This window comes from Arthrobacter sp. NPDC080073 (assembly GCF_040686575.1).
Classification (GTDB): domain Bacteria; phylum Actinomycetota; class Actinomycetes; order Actinomycetales; family Micrococcaceae; genus Arthrobacter.
The window spans coordinates 144143-155711 of sequence record NZ_JBFBKR010000007.1 but is presented as its reverse complement, the minus strand read 5'-3'; the positions used below and the strand labels follow the sequence as shown (position 1 = coordinate 155711).

Sequence of the window (11569 nt, the reverse complement as noted above, 5' to 3'; positions counted from 1 at the left end):
CCCGGACATGACCCCTGCGTTGAATCAACACTCAACGCGCTGACGCTTGGCCATCCCGGACCCGACCACCACGGACTTCGGCCACTCAGCACTGAACTGTCAGCGATAGTCGAAGAGCCATTTCGTGCCACAATGGCTCAGTTTCGACCGTCACCGACACTCATTGACGGATGGAAAGGCCATTCACCAGCAACTCACCGAGTTCGGAGAAGGCTTCACCGGCAGACAGACCCGTGGCCTGCAGCAGCGCCCCTGACTGCACGCCGTCTATAAGCAACGCGATGGCCTGTGCGGCGAGCGTTGCGTTCGCTCTGCGGAAAGCACCACTTTCCACCCCCTGCTCAATAAACTCTCGAACGCGGCGGGCAGCCGCATCTGAATTGAGATGGTAAATGTCGGCGGTGGGCTGATAGCTGACCATATCGACGTAGAAGGCCACGGAATTGCGGCGCATTGCAGTTCCAACGCCGTCCAGATACCGGATGATCCGGCGCCCCGGGTCATTCTCTTGTGCGACTTCGGCTTCGATGGCGGTAGTTGCGCGTGCAAAGAAATGTCGTGTCACCGCTTGGATGATCTGCTCCCTGGAACCTGCGATGGAATACAAGGTCGACTTGGAGCACTTCAGGCGGCGGCAGATTTCGTCGACCGTCAGCGAACTGAACCCTTCAGCGAGGAAAATCTTTTCAAGGCTCTCGATGAGCTCGTTTCGGCGTCCGGCGTCGGCGTCCGCGTGCCTGCGGACGCGTTTTTCAAAGCGTGCCGCCGTTGCCGGGCGGGAGGAAATAGGCATCTGTTTATTCTTCCATCGATTGAACCCTTATCGCCCACTATATGGGCCCGCGGCCGGTACGGGTCGTGATCAGATGAAGGGCCTGGCTTTGGTTCCAGTGGAAACTTTCATGGACATATGGCCTGAGTACACTATACAGTACATTCGTACTCAAGATCGTTCGCAAGGAGGCGGCTTTCATGTTCCAGCAAGTCCAGACACGGGTTGACGCCATCATCGGGGATTTCACCTCCCCGCAGGCGTCGGCGCCCTTATTGATGTGCGACCGTCATCCGGCACAGGCAACGGCATTTCGGGTGGTTGGCAGCAAGCTGCCGGAGCGGGTCATCACTTTCGGGGAATTGGCGGACCGGTCCCGGCGGATTGCGGGCCTGCTGCACGAGCATGGCGTCGGCGCCGGCGACCGGGTGGCAACCCTGATGGGTAAAGACGCTGATCTGCCGGCGATCATTCTGGGCATTTGGCGTCTGGGGGCCGTCTACGTGCCGCTCTTCACGGCCTTCGCCGCCGCCGCGGTCGCCGATCGCCTTGAACAGGCGGGCGTGCGTGTGGTCATCACCGATAAGGAACAGGCCGTCAAGATACCCGCTGGGCGCTACACCGTCTTCCACGTCGGCACCCCGGTCGGACCCGGTGGCAGTCAGGCGGTGGACATGCGTGAAGCCCTGACCCGGACAAAGCCGTGGAACGGATCCACGCCGACGGGCCCTGACGTCGCCCTGACGCACATGTTCACTTCCGGTACCACGGGAAAACCAAAGACCGTAGTGCACCCGCTGAAATACGCCGCGGGGTGGCAATCCTACCTGGAATTCGCCCTGGGCGTGGGAGACGATTCGGTCTACTGGAACGTCGCCGACCCGGGATGGGCATACGGGCTGTACTCCGGAATCATCGCACCCATGTGCGCGGGGATAGCCAGCATCCTGGTCACCGACAAATTCGACCCTGAGGTCACCTGGCGCCTGCTGGAGGAACTGGCGGTCACGGATCTCGCCGCAGCCCCTACCGTTTACCGGGCACTGCGTGGAAGCCCCGACCGCCCGGACCTGCCGAAGTTGCGGCGGCTCTCCAGCGCAGGGGAACCGCTGACCCCGGATGTGTTCGCCTGGGCCAACGAGCAATGGGGGTTGGCCATTCACGACCACTTCGGACAGACGGAGCTCGGCATGCCCGCCGGCTTCGCCCATCACCCTGGACTGGAAAGCGGTGCCCGGCCCAGCGCCATGGGATTCTCCCTGCCCGGCTGGTCACTCACCGCCCTCTCTACCGACAGCGAGAAGCCCGCAGCGACCGGCGCGGTCGGCCGGCTGGCGGTGCGAGTCAGCGACAGCGCCTTCTTCAGCTTCACCGGCTACGGCGTCAACCGTAACAACCCGGGAGTGCGGTTCACTGCCGATGAGCAGTACTACCTCACCGGCGACCTGGTCGTCCTCGACGCGTCAGGCCTGATCCATTTCTCCTCCCGGGACGACGACGTCATCCTTATGGCCGGCTACCGTATCGGACCCTTCGACGTCGAAAGTGTCCTGGGGACCCACCCGGCAGTTCAGGAATGCGCCGTCGTAGGAGCCCCGGACGCCATGCGCGGAGAAGTCATCCACGCCTTCGTCGTCCCCGCCCCAGGAACCAACGGCGACAACGCGCTCGTGGCCGAACTGCAGAACTGGGTCAAGAAGAACTACGCCGCCCACGCCTACCCCCGCCGCATCGACTTCCTCGATGCCCTGCCCAAGACCCCGAGCGGAAAAGTGCAGCGTGCAGTGCTGCGGCAAAGCTTAACAACAGGAGGTAACGGTCAATGAGCCCTCTTGAGATCACTAGGGATGCAGAGATCGAAGTGTGGGCCCTGAACCGGCCCGCTGTCCGCAACGCCCTGGACCCGCAGACAGTCGCCGAACTCCATGAAGCCCTCCAGCGCGCCGAACGCGACGGCGTCCGCGTTGTTGTGCTCACCGGGCATGGTCCCAGTTTCTGCGCCGGGGCGGACTTGGCCTATCTACTTGACTGCGCCCGCACCGGGCAATCCCCGCGTCCGTTCCTGCAGGCGATTTGTGAGCTGACCGTTGCCATGGAATCCAGCCCCGTCGTATTCATTGCAGCTCTCCACGGCCATGCTGTGGCCGGCGGATTCGAACTCGCACTCAGCTGTGATCTCGTCATCGCCGCGAGCGGCGCCCTGATCGGCGACGGACATGTGCGGAACAATCTCGTGCCGGGCGGCGGGTCCAGCGTGCGGATCACCACCAAACTCGGCACCGGAACCGCGACATGGCTCGCCCTGAGCGGGGAACTGGGCACGGCCGAGTCCCTGGCCGCCACCGGCTGGCTGCACGCAGTGGTTCCACCCGAGGAACTCCTGCTCAAGGCTCAGGACATGGCCAGAACCTTGAGCGCCACCCCGGCAGGGGCGCAACGCCGATTCAAAACCATGCTCACCGCCGACCCGGCCGTCACCAGCGCGGCTCTGGAACACGAACTGGACGTCTTCGAGGAACACTGGGCCTCCGACGACGTCGCCGCCTCCCTCAACGCCTTCCTCACCAACGCCTAGGAGCCACACCATGACCAACAGATTCGCCGACCACACCGTCCTGATCACCGGAGGCGCCCAAGGCCTGGGACTGGCCATGGTGCGCCGCTTCGCCACCGAAGGCGCTCTCGTGCACGTCGCCGACGTCAACCCCGAGACCGCCAATGTATTGAAGGACGAAATCGACGGGTCCGTCGCACATACCCCGGTCGCCCACGTCCTGGACGTCACCGACGGCGACGCCGTAACGGACTGGATCAACGCAGTGGGAGGCGGCGATGTCCTGGTCAACAACGCCGGCATCATCCGCGATAACCGGATCGAAAACATCTCCACCAGCGACTGGGAAGCAGTCATCGGCGTGAACCTCACCGGAGCCTTCAACTGCATCCGTGCGGCCATGCCGCACATGAAGAAACGCGGCCACGGCCGGATCCTCTCCTTCTCCTCCATGAGCTGGCGCGGCAACTTCGGCCAGGCCAACTACGTCGCGGCCAAAGCCGGCATCGTCGGGCTCACCCGCACCGTCGCCCTCGAAGGCGCGCGCCACGGGATCACCGCCAACGCCATCGCCCCCGGCCTCATCAAAACCCCAATGCTCGCTTCCATGAACGGCCCGGCACGGGAAAAGCTCATCGGCAAAATTCCCCTCCGGCATCCCGGCGAACCCGAGGACATCGCGGCAGCTATCTGCTTTCTCGCCTCCCCCGAAGCCCGTTACATCACCGGCGTCGTCCTTGACGTCGACGGCGGCATCGGCATCGGATCCTCCATCCGCTGACCCGGCGCCCTGACTCCATCCATCAGCTGCACAACAACTCGCTTATCAAGGAGCCTCTTCATGACCGACCTTCCCGCTTCTTCTCCTGACGACGTGGTCATTCTTGCCGGCGCCCGCACACCCCAGGGACGGCTGCTCGGACAACTCGCCAGCCTCACGGCCGTGCAACTGGGCGCCCACGCCATCCGGCACGCCATCGAACGAGCCGGAATCGAGGCTGAAGACGTCAACCACGTCATCCTCGGCCACGTCGTCCAAGCCGGATGCGGCCAAAACCCCGCCAAGCAGGCCGCCGTGGCTGCCGGCATTCCAATGTCAACACCAGCCGTAACCGTCAACAAGGTATGTCTGTCCGGCCTTGTAGCCATCACCGACGCCGCCCGCACGATCCGGGCCGGCGACGCAGATGTCATCGTCGCCGGCGGGCAGGAATCCATGACCAACGCCCCCCACCTGCTCCCGGGCCTGCGTCGAGGGACTGCCTATGGGCCGGCCACAGTGCTCGATGCAGTGGCCCACGACGGGCTCACCGGCAGCGTGGACGGCTCGCCCATGGGCTTGCTCACCGAAACCGGCAATACCGAACGTGGCATCAGCCGAACCGAACAGGACGAAATCGCAGCAGGCTCCCACCAGAGGGCGGCTCAAGCCCTCACTGATGGACTGTTCGCCCACGAGATCGCACCGATCCAGGTCCCGCAACGCAAGGGCAAGCCCGTCGTCCTCTCCGTTGACGAAGGCATCCGGCCGGACTCCACCCCGCAAACCCTCGCGCAGCTGCGCCCTGCCTTCGACCCGCAGGGCACGATCACCGCCGGAAACTCCTCACCACTGTCCGACGGCGCAGCAGCAGTAGTCCTCGCCAGGCGGAGCTGGGCAGAGGACGGCGGCCTGCCGTGGCTCGCCGTGGTCGGCCGGCCCGGCCAGGTCGCCGGACCGGACACCTCCCTGCACTCCCAACCCGCCCGCGCAGTCAAGCAGGCCCTCGAACGCGCCGGCTGGGGCGTCGAAGAACTGGACCTGCTGGAAATCAACGAAGCATTCGCCGCCGTATCCCTGCACTCAGCCCGCGAGCTCGGATTCCCCCTTGAAAAAACCAACCTCAACGGCGGAGCCATCGCCCTCGGCCACCCCATCGGGGCCTCCGGCGCAAGAATCACCCTCCACGCCGCGCTGGAACTCTCCCGACGCGGAAAAGGACGCGCAGCCGTATCCCTCTGCGGAGGCGGCGGACAAGGCGAAGCCCTGCTGCTCTACCGCAACTGACCTGCCAGTTTCACAACACCGCTAGCGCCTGCGCGAAGAAGACCTCGCCGCCGCGACAGCCCGCGTCGAGGCCATCCGGCTGGCCAAACGCGTCCTCGCCCTGGACACCGAGATCAGGGACAGCGACAACCGAATCGGCAAACTCGTCGACGCCAGCCCCGCCGCTGCCCTGGTCGAGGAAGCCGGAATAGCGCCCGTCACCGGAGCCACCATCCTGGTCGCCTGGTCCCACCCAGGACGGGTCCGCGGCGAGGCCGCGTTCGCCCCCCAGGTGTGAGCCCCATTCCGGCATCCTCGGGCAACACCGCCCGGGACCGGCTCAACCGCGGCGGGGACAGGCGCCTCAATCGCGCCCTGAACGTCATCGCGATGGTCCGTGGTCCACCACCCCGGGACCCGCGCCTGCGCCGAAAGACGACGCACCGAAGCCAAAACAGACCGCGAGATCCGCCGCTGCCTCAAGCGCTACCTCGCCCGACGCATCTACCGCCCCCTCAACACCGCCGCGTCCACAAAATTGGGGCTTGATGATATAGAAGCTTCATTCGCTGCTCCTTCGCTGGACGACAATGCATCCTGATGCTTGGACACGGATGCCGATCTGCACCTGTGAGACTTTTGTAGTGACGAAACTTGTGTGCGTCAGGACGGGCAGAGCAGAGGACTTCTGTCAGCTGCACGTCTGCCCGTCCTGCCCTTTTCTTTAGTTGATCAAGACGGGCTTGATGGATTTGCCCGACTTCATGTCCTGAACTGCCTGATTGATGTCGTCCAATTTGTAGGTCGTGACCAGGCGCTCTACCGGGAACCGCCCAGCTTCCATCAGAGCGACAATGGCCGGGATGAGAGTTTCAATCTCGCTGTCACCGAGGGTGATGCCCTGAATCCTGCGGCCCGGCATGATGAAGTTCACGTCAACTGCTGCCGTCGCACCGAAAGCGGGTGCCCCGACTGCGACGACATGGCCCCGCGCCGATGTTGAGAAAACGGCCTGTTCCAGGACCCTGGTGCTGCCGGTCGCCTCGATGGCCGCGTCAGCTCCACCGCCGGTGATCTTTTGAATCTCTGCTGGAGCATCCTGGATGGCTGAGGCGTTTATCGTGTGGGTGGCGCCGAGTTCCCGGGCCAGTTCCAGTCGCGATGACACCCTGTCCACGGCGATAATGGTCACGGCAGGCGTGAGCGCGGCAGCCATGATGGCTGACAGCCCCACAGCTCCGACGCCGAAGACGACAAGGCTTGAGCCAGGTCTGGGCTGGATGGCATTCCACACTGCGCCCGCTCCAGTCTGCACACCGCAGGCCAGCGGTGACAGATGTTCAAGCGGAAGCTCTGTGGTCACTTTGACGACGCTGCGCTCATCCGCCACCGCTTGACGGGCGAACGAGGACTGTCCGAAGAAGTGACCGCCAAGGCGTTCGCCGCCCCGCGAGATCGGAGACGTTCCGTCGCTCCGCGCCCCTCCGATGAGGTTGCCGGGAAGCCAGGTGTCGCAGTAGGCCGGGTGGCCGCCGCGGCAGTTCGTGCATCCGCCACAGGAGGTGAATGACAGCACCACCCGGTCCCCCGGCTGGACGCGTGTAACAGCTGAACCAACTTCAGCCACGATGCCGGCGCCCTCGTGTCCCAGCACACCGGGCAGTGGGAACGGGAGACCGCCACCGGCGACGGATAAGTCAGTATGGCAAAGACCGGCGGCCTTGATATCGACCAGAACTTCGTTGGGCCGCAGGGCGTCAAGCTGCACAGACTGGAAAACGAACTCTGCTCCGGCCGATTCGACGACTGCCGCTTCAGTGGTGATTGACATGGCGATTCCTAGTCGGTGGCTATGATGACGGACTTGGTGCGGGTGTACGACTCCAGTGCCTCGGGCCCGTACTCGCGGCCCCAGCCGGAGTCTTTCACTCCACCGAACGGGACAGCCGGATCCAGCAGCGCCCAGGAGTTCACCCACACGATTCCCGCTTCAAGCCGTGACGACACCCGGTGCGCCCGGGAGATGCTGGAAGTCTGTACACCCGAAGCCAGGCCGTAGGGGGTGCTGTTGGCCATCTCGATCGCTTCCTCCTCGGTGTCAAACGGCTGCACTGTGAGGACGGGGCCGAAAATTTCTTCTCTGACTGCGGGGGATGAATTGTCCAGCCCGGCAATGACCGTCGGGGCATAGAAGAAGCCGCCGTTGATGTTCAGTTCCTCTCCCCCGGTGATGATCTGGCCGCCCGCAGCCCGGGCGGCCTCGACGTAGCCGGCTACCTTTTCCAGCTGCTTGCGGCTGGCCAGGGGCCCCATCACGGTTTCCGGGTTGGTCGGATCGCCGACAGGGACCCCGGCGACAGCATCTTTCAGGATTCCCAGGATCGTATCGTAGATGGGACGTTCGACCAGAAGCCGGGGTCCGCCCATGCAGAACTGGCCGGAATTGAAAACAAAGGCGCTGATGACTGTGCCGATGGCTTTTTCGAGATCTGCGTCGGCGAAGACGATGTTGGCGGCGTTTCCGCCCAGTTCCGCGGTGACGGGGCGAAGGTGCTGGCCAGCCAGTGCCGCTACGTGCCGCCCTATTTCGGTCGAGCCTGTGAATGCCACCTTGTTGACATCAGGGTGCGCAACCAGGTGATCGCCTAGCGCTCCGCCTGAGCCGGTGACAACGTTGATAACACCGGCGGGCACTCCGGCTTCAGTGAGGATTTCTGCCATCAGGAGGGCGCTGAGGGGGGTGTCACTGGCGGGCTTGTGCACCACCGAGTTACCGGCAGCCAGGGCGGCGGCAATTTTGGTGCTGGAGAGAATCAACGGGAAGTTGAAGGGCGTAATCGCAGCAACAACTCCGAGTGCTTCTTTCTTGGTGTAGGCGTGAGCTTTCAGCGGGGTTTCACGTACGGAACCATCGAGTTGCTGTGCCAGGGCAGCAACGTACTCATACTGGTCAGCGGCGGTGGCCACATCGACGACGCGGGCGAAAGTGATGGGCTTTCCGACGTCGGTACTTTCGGCCAGTGCCAGTTCTTCTGACCGTTCACGCATGAGGGCGGACGCTTTGTTGAGGACGCGCGAGCGTTCACGGCCGCTGAGCCGGGACCACCGGCCGTCCTCAAACGCCGCCTTCGCGGCGGCAACTGCGGCGTCAATGTCCTGGGTTGTTGCTGCAGCGACGGTTTCTACTTGTTCCCCGGTCCCGGGATTGATGACCGCGGTTGTTGCTCCGTCCGCAGAGGGGCGCCATTCTCCGTTGATGAACAGCTGGCCCCTGGCGGCGGTGGCGGGCAGGTCTGATGGTGCCTGCGACTCTTGAATTGTCATGATTAATTCCTCGTCGTGTTGTTGGCGCGGACTAGAATCCGCGGCCTTTGAGGCGCTTGCCCCAGATGCCGGATTTGCCGGGGGCGATGATGCCGTTGGGGTCCAGCGCGTCCTTGATGCGCTCCTGGAAGCGGAGCAGTGCGCCGTCGTTGTAGTTGAAGGTGCCGGCGACCTGGTCCATCAGGGCAAGGTGGGTCCGGTACTCGCCGTAGCCTTCGGCCGCGGCTTCATCGATCAAGACCTCAGTCATGGCGAGCAGCTGGTCGCGCGTCTCCGGCCGGGCCGTGTCGTAGACAAACAAGCAGATGTGGTGCATTTCCCGCAGGCCAACGATGAACTGGGCGGCGTAGTCCTGGTTGTATTCGATGCTGCGGTCCCGGACCATCGTGAACTGCTTCATGGCGTCGGCGCCGTCCGGTGCCGAGACGGGCGAGAAACAGATGTGTCCGCCGTTGGGTACCCATTCGAGGAGGTGACGTTCTTCGATCGACGGGATGCCACGGTTGATCTTGTGCCGGTCGTGGAGGACGTGGGCGCCGCGGTCGCCTTCTTCAGGGCGGTCCGTGGTAGTGAAGAACCTTGACCCGGGAACCTGAAGGAAGGCGTCGCGGATCATGCCGAGGAACATGTCGGTCTGGGGCGGAGGGCCGTACACGGTGCCGTAGAAGTTCCAGTACCCCAGGTTCAGGTCTTTCTGCATCTTCTTGATGGCCTCTTTCGGCATGGGCCCTTCGCCGTCAAACCACTCGGTCCGCTGGGAGACGGAGGCGGCGTCCATGAAGATGTTCCGCAGAACGGGTACGTTCTGAAGAGGGGCCATGCCGATGCGAAGCGGGAGCATGATGTCGATGACGTATTTCAGGTCTTCTTCGTTCTCAAAAGTGATGAGGAAGCTTTCCGCTCCCGGGGGTTCGGGCATGAGGGCGATGCCCATCTTCGTGACGATCCCGTAGTTGGACTGCGTGAACAATCCGTCTGGGTAGGGCCCGAATCCGTACGGGAACAATTGCCAGGTATCGCTTCCTTCGATGGCTCCCATGCCGGTGCGCAGCAGGTCGCCGTCGGGCAGGACAACTTCCAGGCCCGTCTGCCACATGATGTGGTCGCCGTAGGGGGTGTAGCCAACGCCGCGGTCGAGCGCATTTCCGACGACTGAGCCCCAGCCGAGATCGGGCACGTCAACCCAGAGCTTGTAGCCCTTTTCCTGAATGTGGTTGTAAAGGTCAAAGTAAGTGACGCCCGGTTCGATCAGGGCGTAGGCGTACTTTTCGTTGACTTCGATGATCTTGTTCATGCGACGGCCGGTGGCGACGACTACTGCGCCGGAGAGGCGCGGTGCCGCACCGCCGTAGCCAAGGTTCTTGCCCGTGGAGACGGGTGAGAGCGGGATCTTGTACTCGTTGGCGATGCGGACGAGTTCCTGGATCTCTTCAGGGGTGGAGGGGAACACAACCGCGCCGGGGATGAAGCGGTCGTCATTATTTGTCGGGAACGGGTCCCGGTACGGTGCCAGTTCCTCCTCAGTGGCGAGGACATGCTCGGCGCCCAGGACCGCGCGGAACTTATCCAGGGCGGTGTTGAATTCGGATTCGGTTACGTCTGGCGGCAGAATGCGGCTCATGACTTGAACTCCCTTGTTCTGAGAAGCAGCAGACCCCGGCCCCATCGGCCGTAGGTGCCTGTGTGATGCGGATCATGATTCTTGACGAAGTTGCCCGCCACAAGGGCCTGGTGCGCCTAGTGGATAGACGCTGGTCACTGCCGGGATAATGCGCCCGATTTCTTGAGGGTTTGTGACGGGGACTCACCGAAGGTCTTCGCATATTGGATAGCGAAGCGGCCGGCGTGCGGGAAGCCCCACCCCGCCGCAACTTCGCTTACACGTGTGGATATGTTCGCTGCGAGCAACTCTGTCCGCACCCGCTGCATGCGGACGCCGCGCAGGAATTCCATGGGGGTCGTGTCAAAGTATTTGCGGAACCCCAGTTGAAGTGCCCGCGGGCTCACGAAAGCGTCGGCGGCGACAGATTCGAGGGTTATCGGTAGGTGGGCATGGGATTCGATGAAGTCAACCGCGCGGCGGACAGCCGCTGACCCTACAGCTTCTCCGTTATTGGCGAGCTCTTCGCTGTAGTTGTTCGGGGCGGCAAGCAACAGCCCCCGTACGGTATATTGCACGGCAGCTTCGGCCATCAAAGGGGTCGACAGGAGCGAATCGGGGTTGCGTAGGCTTCCGATGAGCAGATCCACCGCGGAGCGCCACTCCTTCCCCCGGTGAGAAGTCAGGTCAAATGAACCGTCAAAGTCAAGAGGTCCTGCCGCCGTTCGTCCCAGCAGTGACTCCAACTCCCGGTACATCAGAGCTGTTGGAATTTTCAACGCCAGCATTTGGGCCGGCTCGGACCACCCCTGAATGCCCGTGCTTTTCAGTGGTCCATGAATACTTGCCGTAGCGGGAGTGCCCAGAACCACGGTTTTTCCCGACGAGAACCGGAGACGGCCAAACACTGGGAAATTGACCTGGTACGCGCTTGTCAGCTCACCGGTGGCAATCCGTACCGGCGTTCCATACTCGAGGAGGCCAATAGTGACACCAGCCATCTCAGCGGCTTTGAGGCGCATCTGAAAACCGGCGGCTGAGTGCCCCACGCTCAGTTGGTGAGGATAGTAAACCCGTCCGCCGATTTCCGAAGCTTCTTCCGGAGTGCTGCTACGAACGACATACTGCACAAATGACTCCTCAGCTCGCCCATCGCCAGAAGATAATTCTGATTCTGGCATCTACATCACCACGCGATGAGGCTGACAGCAGGACAAGGATGGCGGAGTGCAGAACAGAACTCGGGCCGCCAGGGTAACCCTCTGGGGGCGGTCTGTCATAAGACGAAGAAGA

At 63.0% G+C, this 11569-nt stretch carries 9 protein-coding genes and 1 pseudogene; 5 read left to right on the top strand and 5 right to left on the bottom strand.

Going from position 1 to position 11569, the window contains the following annotated elements:
• Positions 1-160: 160 nt before the first annotated feature.
• A complete protein-coding gene (locus AB0O52_RS10805) occupies positions 161-793 on the bottom strand; it encodes a TetR family transcriptional regulator (protein ID WP_364537369.1) in 633 nt (210 codons plus the stop codon).
• A 179-nt stretch (positions 794-972) separates the two neighbouring features.
• Between AB0O52_RS10805 and AB0O52_RS10800 the strand changes: the two genes are divergently transcribed.
• From AB0O52_RS10800 to AB0O52_RS10780, 5 genes and pseudogenes are all read left to right on the top strand, one after another.
• Positions 973-2598 carry an AMP-binding protein gene (locus AB0O52_RS10800; protein WP_364537366.1) on the top strand — a complete coding sequence of 542 codons (1626 nt, stop codon included), beginning with the start codon at positions 973-975 and terminating at the stop codon, positions 2596-2598.
• Entirely contained in the window at positions 2595-3347 is a 753-nt protein-coding gene (locus tag AB0O52_RS10795; RefSeq protein ID WP_364537363.1) for an enoyl-CoA hydratase/isomerase family protein, read from the top strand. Before AB0O52_RS10800 ends, AB0O52_RS10795 begins: the two co-directional genes overlap by 4 nt.
• A 10-nt stretch (positions 3348-3357) precedes the next feature.
• Entirely contained in the window at positions 3358-4107 is a 750-nt protein-coding gene (locus tag AB0O52_RS10790; protein WP_364537360.1) for an SDR family NAD(P)-dependent oxidoreductase, read from the top strand.
• A 60-nt stretch (positions 4108-4167) separates the two neighbouring features.
• Positions 4168-5373 (top strand): acetyl-CoA C-acetyltransferase, encoded by a 1206-nt coding sequence (locus AB0O52_RS10785; protein WP_364537357.1) that lies wholly within the window; start codon positions 4168-4170, stop codon positions 5371-5373.
• Between the two features lie 58 nt (positions 5374-5431).
• Positions 5432-5953: pseudogene (locus tag AB0O52_RS10780) on the top strand (transposase); the annotation flags it as partial.
• A 123-nt stretch (positions 5954-6076) separates the two neighbouring features.
• Here the strand turns inward: AB0O52_RS10780 and AB0O52_RS10775 are convergent.
• The 4 genes from AB0O52_RS10775 to AB0O52_RS10760 form a co-directional block, all read right to left on the bottom strand.
• Entirely contained in the window at positions 6077-7183 is a 1107-nt protein-coding gene (locus AB0O52_RS10775; RefSeq protein WP_364537354.1) for an NAD(P)-dependent alcohol dehydrogenase, read from the bottom strand.
• 8 nt (positions 7184-7191) lie between these two features.
• Positions 7192-8676, bottom strand: a complete 1485-nt coding sequence (locus AB0O52_RS10770; RefSeq protein ID WP_364537351.1) for an aldehyde dehydrogenase family protein — start codon at positions 8674-8676, stop codon at positions 7192-7194.
• 31 nt (positions 8677-8707) lie between these two features.
• Positions 8708-10297: an FAD-binding oxidoreductase gene (locus AB0O52_RS10765; RefSeq protein WP_364537348.1), complete on the bottom strand. Its 1590-nt coding sequence runs from the start codon at positions 10295-10297 to the stop codon at positions 8708-8710.
• Between the two features lie 134 nt (positions 10298-10431).
• Positions 10432-11457 carry an AraC family transcriptional regulator gene (locus AB0O52_RS10760; RefSeq protein WP_364537345.1) on the bottom strand — a complete coding sequence of 342 codons (1026 nt, stop codon included), beginning with the start codon at positions 11455-11457 and terminating at the stop codon, positions 10432-10434.
• Between the last annotated feature and the right edge of the window lie 112 nt (positions 11458-11569).

What these genes read in the sequence shown, in the direction of transcription:
- AB0O52_RS10775 (WP_364537354.1), bottom strand. Translation starts at nt 7,183, where the DNA reads ATGTCAATCACCACTGAAGCGGCAGTCGTCGAATCGGCCGGAGCAGAG.
- AB0O52_RS10765 (WP_364537348.1), bottom strand. Translation starts at nt 10,297, where the DNA reads ATGAGCCGCATTCTGCCGCCAGACGTAACCGAATCCGAATTCAACACC.
- AB0O52_RS10790 (WP_364537360.1), top strand. Translation starts at nt 3,358, where the DNA reads ATGACCAACAGATTCGCCGACCACACCGTCCTGATCACCGGAGGCGCC.
- AB0O52_RS10760 (WP_364537345.1), bottom strand. Translation starts at nt 11,457, where the DNA reads ATGCCAGAATCAGAATTATCTTCTGGCGATGGGCGAGCTGAGGAGTCA.
- AB0O52_RS10770 (WP_364537351.1), bottom strand. Translation starts at nt 8,676, where the DNA reads ATGACAATTCAAGAGTCGCAGGCACCATCAGACCTGCCCGCCACCGCC.
- AB0O52_RS10800 (WP_364537366.1), top strand. Translation starts at nt 973, where the DNA reads ATGTTCCAGCAAGTCCAGACACGGGTTGACGCCATCATCGGGGATTTC.
- AB0O52_RS10805 (WP_364537369.1), bottom strand. Translation starts at nt 793, where the DNA reads ATGCCTATTTCCTCCCGCCCGGCAACGGCGGCACGCTTTGAAAAACGC.
- AB0O52_RS10785 (WP_364537357.1), top strand. Translation starts at nt 4,168, where the DNA reads ATGACCGACCTTCCCGCTTCTTCTCCTGACGACGTGGTCATTCTTGCC.
- AB0O52_RS10795 (WP_364537363.1), top strand. Translation starts at nt 2,595, where the DNA reads ATGAGCCCTCTTGAGATCACTAGGGATGCAGAGATCGAAGTGTGGGCC.